At 32.5% G+C, this 18,772-nt stretch carries 18 protein-coding genes and 1 pseudogene; 14 read left to right on the top strand and 5 right to left on the bottom strand.

What is annotated here, in order from left to right:
- Window positions 1-7: 7 nt before the first annotated feature.
- Complete coding sequence (locus BLA28_RS34150; protein WP_242955443.1) at window positions 8-190, bottom strand: hypothetical protein; 183 nt, start codon at window positions 188-190, stop codon at window positions 8-10.
- A 545-nt stretch (window positions 191-735) separates the two neighbouring features.
- Here BLA28_RS34150 and BLA28_RS11020 point away from each other — a divergent pair.
- The 7 genes from BLA28_RS11020 to BLA28_RS10990 all read left to right on the top strand — a co-directional run bounded on the left by BLA28_RS11020 (window position 736) and on the right by BLA28_RS10990 (window position 7,832).
- Entirely contained in the window at window positions 736-1,479 is a 744-nt protein-coding gene (locus BLA28_RS11020; RefSeq protein WP_071699156.1) for a LytR/AlgR family response regulator transcription factor, read from the top strand.
- Entirely contained in the window at window positions 1,476-2,765 is a 1,290-nt protein-coding gene (locus BLA28_RS11015; RefSeq protein WP_071699155.1) for a sensor histidine kinase, read from the top strand. Before BLA28_RS11020 ends, BLA28_RS11015 begins: the two co-directional genes overlap by 4 nt.
- A 50-nt stretch (window positions 2,766-2,815) precedes the next feature.
- On the top strand, window positions 2,816-2,989 hold the full coding sequence (locus tag BLA28_RS33730; RefSeq protein WP_169897235.1) for a hypothetical protein: 174 nt from the start codon (window positions 2,816-2,818) through the stop codon (window positions 2,987-2,989).
- 302 nt (window positions 2,990-3,291) lie between these two features.
- Window positions 3,292-4,440 (top strand): radical SAM/SPASM domain-containing protein, encoded by a 1,149-nt coding sequence (locus tag BLA28_RS11005; protein ID WP_071699153.1) that lies wholly within the window; start codon window positions 3,292-3,294, stop codon window positions 4,438-4,440.
- Window positions 4,441-4,470: 30 nt separating this feature from the next.
- The gene (locus BLA28_RS11000) at window positions 4,471-5,463 is read left to right on the top strand and encodes a S8 family serine peptidase (RefSeq protein ID WP_071699152.1); all 993 of its coding nucleotides are present in this window, start codon (window positions 4,471-4,473) and stop codon (window positions 5,461-5,463) included.
- A gap of 14 nt (window positions 5,464-5,477) precedes the next feature.
- Window positions 5,478-6,569 (top strand): radical SAM/SPASM domain-containing protein, encoded by a 1,092-nt coding sequence (locus tag BLA28_RS10995; protein WP_071699151.1) that lies wholly within the window; start codon window positions 5,478-5,480, stop codon window positions 6,567-6,569.
- Window positions 6,570-7,832 (top strand): radical SAM/SPASM domain-containing protein, encoded by a 1,263-nt coding sequence (locus BLA28_RS10990; protein ID WP_071699150.1) that lies wholly within the window; start codon window positions 6,570-6,572, stop codon window positions 7,830-7,832.
- Window positions 7,833-7,849: 17 nt separating this feature from the next.
- Here BLA28_RS10990 and BLA28_RS10985 read toward each other — a convergent pair whose 3' ends face one another.
- Window positions 7,850-10,240, bottom strand: a complete 2,391-nt coding sequence (locus BLA28_RS10985; protein ID WP_071699149.1) for an FtsX-like permease family protein — start codon at window positions 10,238-10,240, stop codon at window positions 7,850-7,852.
- On the bottom strand, window positions 10,227-10,919 hold the full coding sequence (locus BLA28_RS10980) for an ABC transporter ATP-binding protein (RefSeq protein ID WP_071699148.1): 693 nt from the start codon (window positions 10,917-10,919) through the stop codon (window positions 10,227-10,229). The genes BLA28_RS10985 and BLA28_RS10980 overlap by 14 nt, the downstream gene beginning before the upstream one ends.
- A 240-nt stretch (window positions 10,920-11,159) precedes the next feature.
- Between BLA28_RS10980 and BLA28_RS33725 the strand changes: the two genes are divergently transcribed.
- The gene (locus BLA28_RS33725; protein ID WP_169897234.1) at window positions 11,160-11,306 is read left to right on the top strand and encodes a hypothetical protein; all 147 of its coding nucleotides are present in this window, start codon (window positions 11,160-11,162) and stop codon (window positions 11,304-11,306) included.
- A gap of 17 nt (window positions 11,307-11,323) precedes the next feature.
- Window positions 11,324-11,458, top strand: a complete 135-nt coding sequence (locus tag BLA28_RS34410) for a hypothetical protein (protein ID WP_278336437.1) — start codon at window positions 11,324-11,326, stop codon at window positions 11,456-11,458.
- Between the two features lie 57 nt (window positions 11,459-11,515).
- On the opposite strand, the gene BLA28_RS10975 is transcribed toward BLA28_RS34410, so the two are convergent.
- A complete protein-coding gene (locus BLA28_RS10975; RefSeq protein WP_071699147.1) occupies window positions 11,516-12,220 on the bottom strand; it encodes a LytR/AlgR family response regulator transcription factor in 705 nt (234 codons plus the stop codon).
- A 775-nt stretch (window positions 12,221-12,995) separates the two neighbouring features.
- Between BLA28_RS10975 and BLA28_RS10970 the strand changes: the two genes are divergently transcribed.
- The 5 genes and pseudogenes from BLA28_RS10970 to BLA28_RS10950 all read left to right on the top strand — a co-directional run.
- Window positions 12,996-14,387: a radical SAM protein gene (locus tag BLA28_RS10970; protein ID WP_081365612.1), complete on the top strand. Its 1,392-nt coding sequence runs from the start codon at window positions 12,996-12,998 to the stop codon at window positions 14,385-14,387.
- A gap of 33 nt (window positions 14,388-14,420) precedes the next feature.
- Complete coding sequence (locus BLA28_RS10965) at window positions 14,421-15,281, top strand: ABC transporter ATP-binding protein (RefSeq protein ID WP_071699146.1); 861 nt, start codon at window positions 14,421-14,423, stop codon at window positions 15,279-15,281.
- Complete coding sequence (locus tag BLA28_RS10960) at window positions 15,275-15,910, top strand: ABC-2 transporter permease (protein WP_071699145.1); 636 nt, start codon at window positions 15,275-15,277, stop codon at window positions 15,908-15,910. Before BLA28_RS10965 ends, BLA28_RS10960 begins: the two co-directional genes overlap by 7 nt.
- A gap of 717 nt (window positions 15,911-16,627) precedes the next feature.
- The gene (locus tag BLA28_RS33720) at window positions 16,628-16,804 is read left to right on the top strand and encodes a hypothetical protein (protein WP_169897233.1); all 177 of its coding nucleotides are present in this window, start codon (window positions 16,628-16,630) and stop codon (window positions 16,802-16,804) included.
- Window positions 16,805-17,262: 458 nt separating this feature from the next.
- A pseudogene (locus tag BLA28_RS10950) lies at window positions 17,263-17,835 on the top strand (RQC domain-containing protein); the annotation flags it as partial.
- A gap of 82 nt (window positions 17,836-17,917) precedes the next feature.
- Here BLA28_RS10950 and BLA28_RS10945 read toward each other — a convergent pair.
- A complete protein-coding gene (locus BLA28_RS10945; RefSeq protein WP_071699142.1) occupies window positions 17,918-18,133 on the bottom strand; it encodes a helix-turn-helix domain-containing protein in 216 nt (71 codons plus the stop codon).
- Between the last annotated feature and the right edge of the window lie 639 nt (window positions 18,134-18,772).

The raw sequence follows: 18,772 nt of genomic DNA, 5'->3' as shown, positions 1-18,772 counted from the left end.
AGTGTTTTTAATCTTTGGGGCAGGAATTGTGCAGGGAACGTATGCAGGATTTCTGCCCCTGTCCGGCGAGGTGTCTGACGGGGAGCAGTTCTTCTTCCGACAGGGTATGGGCAACCACAGTCACCGGAACATCTTTGCTCTCTTCCTGTCTTCTTTCTGTTTTCTTTTTTTCACGTTTGTATGGTTTCAAGAAGATATCCTTCAGTTCCGGTTCAGGGAATGCGGATCTCGATCTATGGTCATCTCTGCCTCGTTGAAAGCGAAGCAGAGATAGCGGCACCCGTCTCCCCCGCTGGTTAGCCCCTTTTCTAAGGGATAGTAGAGCAGAAAAAGTCGGTTCTGCATGGCCGGTCAGCAGATTTCTGTACAGTTGCATTTCTGGATAGAGGAACGTTCTAATATCGTCATTCTGGAGTTTTAAAGTAGATTTGATGAGATCTGCATCGTATAAAATCAGTCACAAGTCAGCCCATGGATTATGGAGCATTTACAAATAAGCCTGTTAAGAGGAAAGAAGCTAAATTTTTGTGCTTAAATCAAGCATTGACGGCCAAAAACAAGCAATTGACGGACAGAATAATTTGTTTTTTTACTGGAAGTATATAATATAATTCAGTCTAAAGTATTCATGGACAGTAGCATGATGACGATATAAAAAACGCTTTATTGTTAATCCGGGCCTTTGGGATACTGTTTTTTTCAACATAATAGCTTACAGAAGGAAGGTAAGTTAAAATGATAAATATTGCATTTGTGGATGATAATAAAGAGTTTCTTGAACTAATAAATAAATTGATACACAGTTATATTGTAAGTAAGAAAATTTATTGTAAGGTAGAATTTTATCAGAACCCGGAATTGCTATATCTCGACTTTACAGAAAAAAAGAAATTTGATATTTGTTTTCTTGATATAGAAATGCCACAGATGAATGGAATAGAATTGGCTTATAAAATTAGAGAAAATGATAAACTTGTAAGAGTAGTGTTTTTAACATCGCATAAAGAATTTATACGGGTCGGATATAAAGTAAAAGCCTTTGATTTTATTTCAAAAGAAGATATTAGGGAAGAACTTCCTGACGTTATGGATAGATTATTGCTGAACTTAGAAGAATACAGAGAAAGTATATATGTTATTCAGACTAATTCGCGTATTGAAAAAATATCATATGATGACATTATTTATATTTATAAAGAGGGCCAAAATGCAAAATTTGTATTAAAAGACGGTGAAACACAAGAGCGAATATCGTTGAGGAAAGTAGCAGAGAAATTAAGTGATGATGAGTTTGTTTTTGTTGAAAGGGGCTATATTATTAATTTGTCCCATATAAAGAAAATAAGTTCCAGAGAGATAGAATTAAGCAATGGTGAAAAAAAACTGGCTAGTAGGGAACGGATACATGAAATAAGAGAACGTATGAACATATACTACTTGCATGAATTCGGCACAGATAAAAGGGGAATGAGAATATGATGGAATTGATTCAAGGATTAATATGTTCTTGTGAAATATGCATCCCTTTTTTTCTTGGTGGTAAATGGAATGAAAAAAGAAAAATGTATCCGGGCATGTTAGTATTATGGTATATATTTGTCGGCGTGAGTATTGGTTTATTGGTTTTGCAACGGCATTTTGTAATGTATTCCAGATTATATGTTTTATTTGAGATAGGTGTATCTTTTTTATTATGTATTTATAGATTTCGTGTTAAGTGGAGAGACGTTTTTCTGTTTTTAAGTATCTTTTATGAAAGCATTTATGTTTTAGATTTGTTTTTTGTTATTTTATATGATTATATTTTTGATGACCAAAGTTATACTTGGTTATTGTATACAGTTGATATAAGAAGAATAGTGATATATTTAATAAGCAGAGGACTAGTACTTATTATCTTATTTATAATTTATCGGAACCGAAATAAAATGATAGATATATATAATCAAAAGTGGAAATTATTTTGCATAATACCTATTATTGAATATATAAGTCTAATTCAATGCGATATTATTTTTACAAGAAAAGAAGAGAGTATCACTGTTAGAAGTTTTCTTATTTTTTTATTTATTTATATGTGTTTAACTTTTTCAATTATTATAATGTTTATATATTTGAAAGGGAAAAATGATAGATTGTTTTTGGAAGAAAAAGCAATGATGCTGGAAGAAAAAAATAAAAAAGCTCTTATTTTTTACAATGAAAGAAATATTCTTATCCATGATATCGAAAATCATTTTATTGTTCTTGAAGGAATATTGAAAAGAGATGGGGCAGATCGGGCATTAGCATATATATCAGATATACGAAAGTCTTGTCTGGATATAAACAAAAAAATTGACACAGGAAATATTGTAGTTGATACATTGATTGAAGAGAAAATTAATAGGGCAATAGAGCATAATATACGAATAAAAATAATATCTGATGATATATCAGATTCTTTTATTAATGATAGGGACTGGTGCAGCATTTTAGCGAATCTTTTGGATAACGCAATAGAAGCATGTAAAAAGGTGGAAGGTAAAAGAAAAATTGATGTTAGGATAGAAAACAGATCATTTGGAATTATGCTATACATGGAAAATAGTTGCAGTGAGTTAATGATAGGAAATAATGGAAGGTTAATTACATCTAAAAAAAATATTGGAGAGCATGGTATAGGATTACAGAGTATTAACTATGCCTTAGAAAAATATGAAGGTAAGATTGTATATGAATATAAAAATGATTTTTTTAGAGTAAATGTCGCTTTATATAAATAAGGCTAAGAAAGAAAATGGTATAAGAAAAATAAAGGAAGGAGAAAATGGATATGAGTGATAAGGAATTTTATAACAAAAGATTGCAGAATGAAATGAATAGAAACAATGTAATTGACAGAGCTGGCGATTTGGAAAAAGAAGTGCACTTTCTTAGAAGTAGTGAAAATGTATATGAACCAGATATAACGGCATCAACAGTATTTTTAACTATATTTTGTTGTTAAGTAAAATTTATTTGCATAGGATATTACAGTGTAAATGATACAGATAATTTTTTGACTTGTACCATTGATAATTCTTAGCGAGATCTAGAGAATGGAATATATAAACTGAAATGTTTCAAAAGAGACGAGGGATATTCTCTCGTCTTTTTATTGTGCGGTGTTAGTATCTCTTTTTGGGTTAGAAGAATAAATATTTTTTTGTAAAAAGTAAGTTAAGCGATTAGAAATGCCAACAAGACAATACATATGTATTTACCCTCAATAAATTGGTACAATAATTAAAATATATTTAGGGGGAAAAAATGTATACAATTTATCTTACTACTGAGTGCAATTTTATGTGTACATATTGTTATGAAGACTATAGACATAAACTTGAATTGTCTGAAGAAAAATTAATGAATATTTTGCAATATATTTTAGAAGAAGATTGCTCCGAAATATTAAGGATTTGTTTTATGGGTGGAGAGCCTCTGCTAAAGAAAGACTTAATTTGTAAGGCAGTAGAGTACCTGAATAGTTATAGTAAAGCAAAAGAAGTCAGATACTTTATCACTACGAATGGTAGTCTTATTGATCGTGATTTCATTGATTTTATGAAGAAAAATAATTTTACTGCGAGAATGAGTTTTGACGGTTGCAAAGACTGCCATGATATAAACCGTATACCTAAAAATGGACATACCCTATATGAAGAGATATATCAAAATATTTTATTGGTAAGAGATAGTGGAATAAAATATTCAGTTCGTTTGACGATTACTAATAACACAATAAAGTATATGTTAAAGAATATAATTTTTTTAAGCAAAAATAAATTAAACAGCATATGTATGATTCTTGATATAAATATGAATTTTACTAAAGAATTGAAAAGGATTTTTGAAGATCAAGTTTCACAAATAACAGACTTCTATATTAAACAATATGATAATGGCAATAAATTAATCTTGGATCAGGTAGATGGTAAGATTTTCAATGTTTTATGCGATTTTGGAAATAGATTCATTATGTGTGATGGAGGAACTTCAAATTTTAAAATCATGCCTGATGGGAAAATATTTCCTTGCGGGTTTGTTACGAATAATCCAAATTGTGAAATAGGTAATATAGAGATAAATATGGAGCATTATAAAGGGAAAGAGTTGGCAGTATCACTTTTCAATAATAAAAATACTAAATGCAGTGATTGCTTAATAAAAGATTTCTGTACAGGTATGAAATGCGGATATATGAATTATGCTAAAACCGGTGCTGTTAATATCCCATCAGATACCACTTGTTTTAGTGAAAAAATTTATTATGAGAATGTAATGAAAGTAATTAACCACATAAGGCAGCAAGACATAATACAACAGAAAATGTACTTCGGACCTTATATTCAAGCCATTATTGATTGGGGATTGCATTTTAGTAATACTGGTAAGGAGATATATGAATTTCTGAATTAATAAATATGGTTTAGCCCGGAATAGGTAAATATGAAAAAAATAAAGGTTGGTGTTTTAGATACAGATGGATATTTTCAACATTCCTTTTTTGCTGATAAAGATATATCAATCATTGGAAAACGGCAAATAAATAATCTGTATGGAAAAAGTTTTTTTACACATGCAGAACTTGTATGTTCGATAATTTTTAAAGAAAATCCTTATTGTAGTATTATATTATATCCAGTAGTTGGCAGTAACTTAAAATGCTCTGTTAATAGCCTGATAGATGGAATACAGGCTCTGATAAATAAAAATGTAGATATAATTAATTTAAGTTTGGGAATAGAAGATAAATATTATTCAGAGTTAGAGAATGTGTGTAATAAGGCGAAAGAAGCAGGTATTTATATAATTAGTGCATATTCTAATAATGGGAAGGTAACATATCCGGCCTCTTTTGAATGTACGCTCGGAGTCAATGGATTGCTATTGGACAATTCAGAATACTATTTGCAGAGAATGAGTCAGAATATTTACGCTTCTCATCGATATGTTTCTATATATCACTTAGAACTGCCTAAATTAGTATGGGGAAATAGTTATGTGTGCGCTAAAATAAGTGGAATAGTAAGTTGCTTTTTAATAAAAGGAGAATTGTCTGAGGATATATGGCTAACGGCAATTAAGAATTTTGACTATACAGTACTAAAAAAATTCAGATGTTTAGTTCTCTCTGACAGAAAAGAGGAAAAACTGCAGAAACAATTTATTAGAGAGGTTATAAACGAAATATATGTTGATGAATTCACCAATATTATAGATGAAAAGTATCAAGAGTTTTTAATATATGCGGATTATGATATATTATTTATTGATTGTATTCATTACGAATTTATGGTGAATTACAAAGAATTGATAATCAATATGGCTGTAAAATTGCAGGAAAAAGAAATTGTTTTGCGATATCCATTATTAGGATTATATGAAAAAGCAGATCTTTATAGAGATAAAAATGTTGTTATAAATCAAATGATCTATTGATGGAGGTTTATTAAGTGTATACTTTGACGCTGGAAATAGTTAATAGCTGCAATTTGGATTGTAAATATTGTTATTTAGGAGAAAAAACAAATGAGTTTATGTCATCTGAGATAGGAATAAAAGCTATAGAGTTAGCGGTTCATGAGGCTAAAAAGCAATACGATAAAACTTTCTGCATATATTACATAGGAGGAGAACCCTTACTTGCGTTTGAATTGATAAAAAAATTAACGGAGTATACAATTGAATTATGTAAAAAAAATGATTTAATAGCTTTATTCAGTACGACTACCAACGGAACATTAATAACAAAAGAAGTAATGGATTATCTTATTCTATATAAATTTGAACTGAAGGTAAGTTTGGATGGGAGAGAGTCAGTACATAATAAAAATCGTATTGATTATTATGGAAAAGGCAGTTATTCTGCTGTTTTTGAGAAAATGGACATGCTTAAGGCATTTGAAGAAAAAACCGGAAAATTTGTATCCATTGTAAATGTTGTCACTCAAAATACATATGCTGAATTGTTGGATAGTTTTAAACATATTTACTCGCTTGGATTTAAGAGAATCGAAACGGCTATAGATAATTATTGCGCTTGGACAGAGGAAGAAAAACTCACTATTGCAAAAGAGTTAAAGGAAATATTTATTTTTATGAGGGATTCAATTTTACCCAAGGATCCATATTTTTTTTGGAACCCATTTGTAAATTATCTGACATCTTATATCAAGAATGTTATTTATTACCCATGTAGAGCAGGAATGTGTAGTTCATATATAACCAGTGATGGGAATATTTTTACATGCTTAGGGATTCCTGAATTTAAAATAGGAAATGTATGGAGTGGATTGCAAGTGACAAATATCCGTCAAATTGTTTATTTGGAGGAAAGAATGCCTGAAAAATGTGAGGTGTGTGAATATTTAAAACATTGTAAAATCAGGAGTTGTCTGATGAATAATTATGTGATAAATGGTGACAGAAGTGAGCCTGTCGAGATGGAATGTTTTATTGCAAAGATTTTTTTTGAATTGATTAAAAACAATTTTACCGAAAAACAATTGAGTGCGTTTCGTAAATCTATTACAAAAGGAAGCTAAATGGAAAAAGAAAGACTGCCTGAATTTATTCGTATACAGTATCAGAACAAAGTTGCTTTGATTGATCCACATAACAAGATTTGCCTGGAAGTGTCAAGAAAGATGGCAGATAATTTACAGGTAGAAGCGGTTTATCGAAAAATATTTGCCGTCTGGAAAAGTCAGCTTGAACAAAAAAATAATCATCAAAGCAGGCAAAATAATCTAAATACATTTTATCTGATTTTAACCAGACTATGTAATTTGCATTGTGAATTTTGTGCCATAAATGCAAAAGATAAAGTTGACCCAGAGGGGGAATTATCCACTGGTAGTTTTAGCGAAAAGATAATCCCGTATTTAGCAGAGTTTAAGCCACGAAAACTTGTAATAACTGGGGGGGAACCTCTTTTAAGAAAGGATTTGTCTGAAATTTGCAGTATCTTAAGGAATTCATATAGCGGATGCATTATTTTACAAAGTAATGGTGTTCTATTCAGCTTGGATACATTACATAGAATTAGGGGAAATGTTGATGAGATTGATTTCAGCACAAGGCATATGTTAAAAACTTTGTCTGGCACAGAAAAGCTGATTGATAATATTGAAATTTGTAATAAATATGGTTTCAAAGTAGCTTTAAGCTATGTTTTCCATAAAGGAGAAGAAAATTATTTGTTTCGGGCTATTGATTTGGCGGTAAAATATGATACTTATTTTATTCTTAATTTTGTTGCACCAATAGGTGGAGCTGAGGATGGTTCCGGAACTATGAATGATATAGAAAAGTTAAATGTATACATTGAAATAGCACGATATATATTGCGTAAAAAGTACGCACACAGTAAAGTTGCTGATGCGATTTTACCCAGAGTCCGAGTGGAAAGTTCATGTGGCGCATATGGCCGGGTAATGGCAGTATTTCCGGACGGAGAGATTTATATGTGCCAAAGTGTTGAGGGTATTAATAAATTTCGGTTAGGAAATATTAGGGAAGATTCACCTCAGATGGTCAGCAGAACGTTACGGAGGAAACTTTGCGATTCAGATATACAAGATTCGTTTTGTGTAGAATGTAAAGAAAAATGCAGAGAATGTGAATATAGGTATTTTTGTGGCGGTGGCTGCCCGGCAACCGGACAGCAAAAAGATGAATGTGATCTTCAAAAAGCGATTATAAAATACTCATTATTTATATACGATAAAAACAAATCCCATGAAGAGAATATTTCTAATTATATTTCAGTTTTGGATAGTTATAAAAGCTGCCAGTTAAATAAATAGCTGGCAGCTTTATTTTTTTATTCAGGAAGTTGAATCTTTTCACCCAGGGTCATTTTGTTATTGAATCGTCTAATACAAAGAAGATAAATAAATTGTGTCATAAGTATCAGAAGGAAATATACCAATACAGGCTGAAAAGGGAACTGATAGACAAAGAGTGGAATTTCATCCATACCGTTCACCATATGACATAGTAGGGTACCGGTTCCTGTACCAACCGTCAAAGTGACAAGAATAATAGTGAGGGAATAAAATAAACACTCGATAACATTTATCTGCATAAATTGTTTATCCGTTAACCCTACTGCCTGCAGCAGGGATACTTCCCTTTTCCTGCTGATATAGCCGGTAACCAGTGTGTTTATCAGGTTAATGAGACCGAACAGGCCAATAAAAGCTGTAATGAAATAAACCACCTGCCTAATGGAAGAAATACCAGTTTCCTGTGTGCGTAAAGCGTCCTTAAAGGACCAGAATTCCATAGGGATGCCGGCCGTAAGCTGGTAGACCTTTTCTTCAATCCCGGCCAAATCATTACCATTGGTTTTGATATAAATATAGGTATTGAAATTACTTACGTTCGGATTTATTTCGGTCAGAATATCAATGGGTATGTAGATAAAGTCTATAGCGACACCCTGGTGGGAAGCAGCAGTAATTCCAAGAACTGTAAGCGAAAGAACGGTGCTGTCTGTTTTTGTAAAACGGATTTTATCTCCTATTTGCGGATGATACGATTCCCATCTTTCCAAATTTTCATTTGGATTGTTTATAATAATTCCTCTTTCTTCAACCAATGTCTGATAATCAATGGTACCCTCTGTCAAGTAGGATTGTAGTTTTGTACTCTGCAAATCATCCAAGCCTACGCAATGCATGAGATAATCTACTGGCTCCTGATCCGGCCATGCAACTTGAGCAAAAATGCCTTGCCGGGCATATACATTCGTAACTCCTGAAATCGAGGATATGGAATCTATTAAAGAATCATTAAAAGGATTGTTTATCTGTATGGAGTCCTCTGAAGAAGACATATCTCCCTGACTGTCCGGATTCAAAATAAGGGTTATTTCACTGTTGGGAAAAGCAAGTCTGGCAGCTTTCTCTATATTAAAAGAGGCGAGGAGTGTGGCGGAAGAAATGAGCAGGATACCCGTAAAGCATAGGGCAAATAGTGTAAGCAGTGTTTTTTTCCGGTTTCTGCTGAAATTTAAATGGGCCAGGGAAAAGGGGGACATCCGGTAGCATTTTTTCCGTTTATGAAATTCCCCTGCTTTAGTAGAATCCATACTGGTTAATTTAGTAGTCTCAATTACCGGCAGGGAGGAAGCGATCCTGGCGGGCCTGCGTATGCATAATCTGATAACTGCCAAAAGGAGCAGCGCAATCAGTGAATCACATAAAAGTACCGTTGAAAAATTCCATCCTTCAGGGATCATAAGATATGCGGCAGCGGTACCAAATAAAAGTCCGGGAGGAATGGATAATACGGATAGGATGCGGCCTTCCATGCGTATGATTTGATAGAGCTGTTTTTCACTTGCACCTGCCAATAAAAAACTGCCGTATTCATGTATTTTTGCAATAATCGTGGTATAGAACAGGCTGTAAAGCAATAAGGAACATGCAATAAGAACTATGGTACCGGCAGCCAGCGCTGCGGCTAGCTTTTCAGACAAAGTCTGGGAAGTGGAAATAAAGTAAGATGAACTGAAGAAGTATTTTCCTTCCTCAATTCCGCATTTTTCCATGAAACTGCTTATAAATTCTTTGAGTTCATTTTCAGTTTTTTGCTCCGTATGGGCAAAGCGGAGATAGGCGGAGTAATGTAAATCGGAAGATACCATCCGATTTGCAAATTCTCTTGATACGACGACAGTATCAATTCTATCCCGGATCGGAGTGTCTAAAATCCCAGATAATTGATATTCACGGGGGCCAGACCCCAAATCTAAAGTTATTGTCTGTCCCAGGGATTCAGAAAGCTCCAGCCTTTTTAGTAATGAACCGGAAACCGCTATTTCAGCGTAGGATTCAGGCAGATGGCCGGCAAGGAGCTTCCCGTTATTTAAAGATAATGCATTTTCATCTAAATAAGAAATATCCAGGGAATAAGATTCATTATTAATTTGAGGAAAGATATATATTTTTCCCATTGATTCAATATCGCCGCTGTTTTCAAGCATTTGAAAGGTTTCATCATTGAGCGAAGTGATACCGGCCTGGTATTTTGACTTCATGGAACGTTCAAGAAAGTTGTTATAAAAAAAAGCGTTCAGTACCATAGCGGAGAGAAGGGCGGACGTAGAAAGTACCGCAAATATCAGAATCAGATTCCGCTTCCACTCATATTTCATGATGGATACAGAGATATTGCGTATGAGCTTACTTTTTTTAAAGGTTATCATTCCGGTTTGTCTCCTCTCTAATTATCTTTCCATCCTCAATATAAAGAGTTCGGTCGGCAAGTCGGGCGATTTGTTCATTATGTGTGATCATTATAATAGTCTGGCCAAAAACTTTCCGGCTTTTTAGCAGCAAATCAATAACATTCGCACTGCTTTTGCTGTCCAGGTTTCCAGTGGGTTCATCGGCAAGGAGGATTGCCGGCTTTGCCAACAATGCCCGTGCAATGGCAACCCGCTGCTGTTGGCCGCCTGAAAGCTGAGAGGGGATGGCTTTCAGCTTCTCCTTTATTGACAGCATATTAATGATTTCACAAAAGTAATCTTCATCTACTTCCTTATTATCAAGTTCTACCGGAAGAGTTATATTCTCCCGAACGGTAAGCATGGGGATTAAATTATAGTATTGGAAAATCATGCCGATATTTTTTCTCCTGAAGACGGTGCGTTCTTCCTTGCTTAGTAGGGTTAATTCTTTGTTACAGAGACTGACACTGCCCGAAGTGGGGATGTCGAGCCCTCCCATTAAGTGAAGCAGGGTGGATTTTCCGCTGCCAGAGGTTCCGCATATAGTTACAAATTCCTTACTCCTTACATTCAGGGAAATATTATCGACTGCTTTAACCAGATTAGCTTCTGTACCATAATACTTTTTAATGTTAGTGATTTTTAATGTGCACATAATTACCCCTTTCTATTTGCGAAATTATGATTTTAATAAATTATATCAGTTTTACCAGACATTTTAAATAAGTTATGTAAAAAGAGGGATTTACATTGTTTACTTGGTATTTTAGTAAATCATTTAGATGAAGGCCAGAGAGGATAACCAGAGGTTAATCGAGACATACTTTATTGATTAACGTAATAATTTAAACTATATTAATAACATCAATAAATATATTGTAGGAGGTGTATTGCTATGACAGATTTTGAAAAAAAGGAAAATGAAGTAACTGAAGATGAACTTAGTGCAGAGGAAGTAAATGTATTTGGCAATTGCGGTGTACCTCATGGCTGTATGGTTGATTGTCCTACAATTTCACCGCTTTTGACTACTGAATTTTGAGAAAGGATGGTAGTGGTATGGAACAGGAAATGTTAAAATATGAGGAACTTGAGGCAGAAGAGGTTAATGTTTATGATGGGTGTGGTGACTATCGGCTTCATTGTACTGTAGATTGTCTCTTTGGAGGCGCATGGATAACACCGGAAGAATGAGTATAGAAAATAAAAAAGAGCGGAACTGTTAAAAAGTTCCGTCCTTTTTAAAAAATTTTAATTTAAATTTTCATAAGTGCTTATTTTTTCAATAAGACTTTTTCTCCTATTTTTACTTATAGGAATTCGTATTCCTGTCACCAAATAGGCATCTAAAGATATAATTTTTTCGAGAAATTCCAAGTTTATTATATAACAATTATGACATCGGAAAAAGAAATACTTATTCAACTTGTACTCCAAAACCTGCATTTTTTCATAAAAAGAAAGAGAGTTATCAATTGTATGTACCACTACCTTTCTGTTACTTGTTTCAATGTAAAAAATATCATTAATATATATTCTGTAAATATTAAAGTTGTTTTTAACCAGCAAATAATCTTGATATTTGGGGATATACTTAAGAGCACGGTCAAATTCAACAAAAAAGGATGCACTTGTTAAAGGTTTTGCCAAATATCCTAAAATGTTATTTTGATAAATTGAAAAGAAGTTATCATTAGGTGATATCAATGTTATAATATATGCTTTTGGATTTTCAGTTAAAATTAACTGTGTTAATTTATTTTTTTCTTTATAGGATATATTATTATCTAACAAAAATATATCAAAGTTAAAGTTGAGTGAGTTAAGCAATTGTGCAGATGTCCTATAATTCTTTACTATTAGTATCTGCTTACGACATGTTTGATATAAGGTTATTAGTTTATTTAATTTATCTAAGCAAGGTTCATCACTACTGCATATGGCTATACGATACATATACTCACACTCCTCTCTTGTTAATATAGGTATTCTCTATAATTTTTAACTTTAGCACGTAGGAGATAAATTGGTTTAGTTTGTATGTTAACTGTAGTTTTTTGGCTGTAAAATCATTTCCGTATATATTAAAGACCAATATTAATGAATATGAAGGATATTTATTTTTTAAAGACAAAAGGAGATGTATTACATTAACAAAATACCACTTATAGTGGATTTTGACGTTACTACAAATGTCTAATAAATAAAGAAAGGAGGAGCGCTATGGATACACCTACTATAACACCTAAGGATAATACATGTTTGACATGCTTTACATGTATGACATGCCTTGCTTGTGGCCCGTCACCTGCAGTAGCAGCTGGGGCTGTTGGATTAGTGGCAAATATTGCTGTTGGTAGCTAATCTTAGTCTAAGTTTGCGGTTATAGTAGCTATTATCACTATAACCGCAAACATCATAAAAACAGTACTTTTATTTAGTTCATTTTCTAACTTTATTTGTTATAATTATTGCTAAATATTTTAAGCCGACAAACAAATGATGAATGTTATATTGGGGGGAGAGCACTGTGATACCTGAAACTACTTTTCATACTTGGCGTAGAGCGCTTATCCTTAGCCTATTTACTCTCCAATCACAAAGGCAAGCCCACTGCATTTGTAAAGTGGAATTAAACAGAGGATTACTTCAAACATGATTTCAACAATTTATTAATTACTTTGAGCATTTGAGTTCTATTACATTTAAGTCGCGCTTAAAGGCGTGCAGAATGGAGATTAATATGCCAGGAAAATATATTTCCATGAAATCTGAAATCGAAATTAAGCAGATCATAAATTATCCTGAAGATTTAAAAATTTTATCTGTTTTTATAACTAACGACACAACTTCTGAGTATAAAAAGGTTAGTAGGCAATATAATATTAATTTAGTAGGTTTCGAAATTATAACATTGTTAGACGGAACTAAAACAATTGAGGAAATAACCAATATTCAAACAAAAAAATACAAAAGCAATTTTAGTGATACTAAAAAAAAGATAATTAATTATTTAAATGAATTGGAACAGAAATATGAAATAGAAACAGAACTTTTGGATTTTCCTACATATAAGCCTGTAAATGTAATAACTACAGATAATATTTATCCCATTACTGCTTCATTGGAATTAACTCACAAGTGTAATCTTAGATGTTTGCATTGTTATGGAGATTATGGGGTTGGGGATGAAATGGACTGCAAGAATGTTTTAAAATTATTGGATCAACTTGAGGAAATTGGTGTAAAAAATATAGAGTTAACTGGGGGAGATATTTCAATTTATCCTTATCTTAATGAAGTTCTAAAAAAGGCTTTTTCACTTAAGTTTAGTGCAGTAGTGTTATTAACAAATGGAATTATTATGAATAAAGAATTTTTGGATATAATTGTTAAAAATAAAAATAGAGTTTTTTTACAAATTGATTTACACAGTCTGAATGAGGAGTATTTAGAATGGTTTACTAATCAAAATGGTTATATAGACAAAGTATTAAGCAATATTCAGTTTTTAAATAATAATGGGGTTAAAATGAGAATAGCGACTATGATAACTAAAAGAAATGTTGAAGAAATTCCTCAGATTGTTGCCAAAATAAATGAACTAGGTATCAGCAGTTTTATCCCATCAATTGTAACAAATATTGGAAGAGCAGAAGATAATGAAGATCTACTTTTAGACAATGAATCAGATATTAAAAGATATGTAGAAATTATAAATGAAATGAATGAAAAATATCCATCTTTGTTCAAAGCAATGCAACCAGAAAGTTTAAGAAATAATTGTGGTTGTATCACAACAAATGTTGTTATTTCACCTAATGGAGATATAAAATTATGTGCAATGGATAATCATTTCCTGAAAAATCTAGGTAATGTATTTAAAGAAAATATCAGGGATGTGTATGATTGTAATAAAGAATTTATAAGAAATTTATATTATCTAAAATTTCCTACTGAATCTAGTATTGAATGTACTGAATGTGATAAAAAATTTTTTTGTTCCCGTTGCTTTATTAGAACTTTTTATGAAAATTCTCGCAGAAAAGAAGTTTGTAAATGGTATGAAAATAATATATCCAAAAGTATAGTTGGTAGATTTATCAATGTGAAAAATGAATAAATATGGCCTACTACTTAATATATGGGAGGAACAATGAAAGATATTTTAGAGGTTAAAAATTTATCAAAAAAGTATCCGGATTTCATGTTGAGAAATATAAATATAAATTTGCCGTATGGAAAAATTATGGGAATTGTTGGTGAAAATGGAGCCGGTAAAACTACCATAGTAAAATTATTGCTAAATGGACTTAAAAGAGAGCAAGGTGTTATAAATATTTTTGGTAAAGATAATGTACAGTTTGAAGCAGAGATTAAAAAACAGATAGGAGTTTGTTTAGACCAGTGCTATTTCGATGATTGTTTAAATATAAAAAATATAACTTTTATTATGAAGTCTATTTTTAAAAGTTGGGATTCAAAAAGTTTTTTAACTTTAATTCAGGATTTAAAAATTCCTCAAAATAAACCTATCAACTCGTATTCAAAAGGAATGAAGGCAAAGCTGAATATTGCTATTGCATTATCAGTACATCCCAAATTGTTGATTCTTGATGAACCAACATCAGGTTTAGATCCTATTGTAAGAGATGATATTTTATTAACATATAAAAAATATGTTCAAGATACAAATAGTTCTATTTTATTTTCATCACATATTACAAGCGATATAGAGAAAATAGCAGATATTATTACTTTTATTCATAAAGGGGAAATAATTGCTACATTGAACAAAGATGAAATTCCGGATAATTATGGGGAAGTTATTCTTTCTTCCAAAGATTTTAATTATAAACAAGTGGGATTTATTTCATATATTGAAGAAGGAGAACTTAGGAAAGTACTTATTAATAAAAAATTATATAGCCATATTTCTGATATTAAAGATGTAAGTGTAGAAAAACTATTGTTATATTTTGTAAAAGGAAAATCGACAGGAGAAAATGAATGTTAGGATTAATAAAAAAGGATTTAATTATCATGGTAAAAAGAATGAATCCTATACAATTAATTATATTGTTAGTAGTAGTCATTCCAATTTCACAATTTCCACAATATACATTAATATCAATTAGCCTGGTTATATCTTATTTGGCTTCAATATTAGTATCTACTTCTTTCACTTATGATGCTGCGTCAAAGTGGGATGAATATACTATTGCATTACCATTTTCACCAAAACAAATCGTTAAAGCAAAGTATATTTTAGTTCTTATTTTGATGGTAATTGCTTTTGTAATTATGGGGATTACCTTTTTATTTTGCTTTCTGGCTGGTTTATCCAGTTTGTATGACTTTAAGCTTGCTTTGCTTGCATCTTTGCTTTTTGCTATTACCTATAATGCAATACAAATACCATTAATATATAAATTTGGTGTTGAGTTTGGAAAATATTCTTTGTTTGTAATGTTATTAATTCCTTATATATTTATGGGTATAATTCATGTCTTTAAATTGAATTTTAATCTGCTTTATTTTCAGCAAGGTATCGGTTTTTTGATGTTTCTATTTGGTCAAATTGTTTTGTTAGTTTTATCATTTTATATTTCGATTAAAATTTATGCTGATTCTAGAAAAAAATAACTTACAATGAAGGTAGTTCGTGTTGTCGGTTAGGGGAAATGGCTGGATAACCATTAGTATACTTTATCTGAACCTGAAAGGCGGTAACTGTATATACTTACCTTTTATTAATAAGATCAAAACACGGGGCGAATACGGCGAAAATCAGATGGTACCGGATGATGAGAATCCTTATTATGCGAAACTGGCAAAGGCGCCCACGTATAAGCTGCGGTAGGTGATGAATTACCGTAAGAGCCGATTTGACGCTTACTTTTTATCAAGAAGTACCAGATGGTTTATTCATTTTTGTATTGTTTGGTGTTGTTCATCCCGTTTTCCCTGGAATTGGGGACACCCCCATTAGGATGTATAAATGCCTGTATGATGAGTTTTTTAGCATCATTGAGCATTTTTAGGACTTTTCAATGTCCAAGAAAATATACTCCCTGAAGGTTTATAATTAAAAGATATGGGAAAAGATTAGGTTGAGGAATTATTACATGAATATATAAAAGTATCAGTAAATAAAATAGAAAAAGATGTAATTGGATATATTAACTATGAACAAAATTATTTTTTTAACAGTATTGATGGAGACAAACCAGATTTTCTCTCGGGTGAGTTAGGCAATCTTTCTGTACTATTAGGTAAATTAAGCGATGGAAATATCGAATGGGATAAAGTTCTTATTATTTAAAATATATCAAAATATTAATATTATGAAAGGAATTATAGATGAAAAAGGGTTTCCGTATTGTTGCCTTGGCTATATTGGTGGTTTTCTTTTATTTTACTGTAATGGGTGAAAAATTAATAAATGAAATTTCAGATAATGATCCAAAAGACATTATAAAAACAATACCCAAAGGATTTATAAATAAACTTAAGAGAATAGTTGAATTGATTTCATAGTTGATATCGATATCCCTTTTAGATGGGGCAATATAAACACTTTATTACAAGGAAGGAAAACTGGAAGTCAATTACATAATAACACAGTTTTTTATATTGATATCTACAGATGCATGTAGATATTCTTATTACAAAAAAAACTCTATTCCGGAATTATAGAAACCGATAATCCAACAAACGGAAAATAACTTAATTCTGCTTGTTAATGCATATGCGAATTGTGAAAGAAGGATAGGGATTAATAGGAGATGCGATATTGGGCGCTTACGTCCGATTTTGAATATAAACAGTTTCACGGATGATTAACCTACTTATCTTGCAAAGGAATGACGCACTAATCCTTCAGTGCGCCAGCCCAACTCAAGAAAATAGGGAGATTCAGATATAGATGTATATAACACATATTTGTGATGAATATCTTTAATATATTTGTCACTGACTTGATACAACTCCGCACGGCCAGGAGAGGTGGGGAACCTGCGGAGTGTATTTAGCTGTACGTCGGACAGAATGTGGTTACGAACCAGTTCTTTATTGACAATAACCAGGATAATCAGGAAATGGATCCGCTTATCAGGGATCTGGTGACGGAGAGGGACCGGGACAGACTGCGGAAGATGACCTTCTACTGCTTTACCAATAAATGCCTGTGGGATTATATCCTCCGGTATTTTGGGGAGTATAGATCGAATTACTATAAAAACTGCGCGAACTGCCTGAGTCAGTTTGAGAAAGTTGATGTGACGGAGATTGCACGGGCTTTGATCAGATGTGTGCTGGCCTGCAGGCAGAGGTATGGGACGAACGTGATAATAGATACCGTGCACGGGGCGAATACGGCGAAAATCAGACAGTACCGGATAAATGAGAATCCTCATTATACGGAACTGATAAAGGTGCCGACGTATAAGCTGCGGCAGGTGATGAATTACCTGATGCTGAATGAATACCTGGCGGTGACGAACGATGAGTATGCGGTGGTGAAGCTCACCGGGAAATCGAAGCCCATTCTGGAAGAGGATGAGAAGCTGTTTAAGATCCTGCGTGGCCTTCAAAACTATATATCATGATAAAAAAGGTAAGATAATTAAATAAAATTGATAATAAGACATGTTATATATTATCCGGTATAAAGATAACAATATCTGTCAACTGACAGTCCAGAATATGACAAAGAGCATCAAGAGTGTTGGTAGAAACTGATTCCGCTGCCTGCAGCCGAGCAATAGTTGATCCGCTCAAGCAATATTCTTTTCCCATGTTTCTAAGAGTATAAGTAGTCATATCCTTCGCATCCATCAGTTCCCATAATGGCTTGTAAGAAATCATTATAATCCCCCTTGATTTAATAACTATTTCTTTTATTAAAGGTTTCCAGGTCCTTTTTCGGATTTTTTATAATCATGAGTCACATCCATTACAGCTTTCATAAGTCCCGCCAAGATATCCTTATAGCTATTCCGTAGGAGGGGATAAACATCATTAATATTATCTATCTTGTTTTCTATTATATTCTATCAAATTAGTTCCGTTGCTACTAGCATAAAAATACTCCTTTTCGATATGAATCTTACCGAAAAGGAACCATTTCTTTTCTAAGACACATAATTCTTTACATTACCCAAAATAATGAGCTTATCCCGTGAAATTCAGGCTTTTAAGCTTTCGATTATCACAGGATAGTTTTTTCTTACTTATTTCAAGGCCAAAATCTCCTTGTTCCTGTTCAGTAAAGCCTGCTGTTTTCTGCTCTGTTTTCGCCCCATAGTGCTCCTGATTGAGGCTGCCTGTTTCCCTGCAGCCCCGTAGAATGATAAGAGAGTCTGGGTTCCTGACTGTATTTTTAGGACTGGATCAAAACGGTTGAAGGCACAGTAGTATTTTCTATACATATAAATAAGATATAATTTGAAAAGCTAGCGCGAGACACCGCAATGCATCTGTTTTCTCAGTGTGATGTTACGGTTC

It is taken from the genome of Eisenbergiella tayi (assembly GCF_001881565.1).
Lineage (GTDB): Bacteria > Bacillota > Clostridia > Lachnospirales > Lachnospiraceae > Eisenbergiella > Eisenbergiella tayi.
This window is presented reverse-complemented; position numbering and strand designations above follow the sequence as displayed.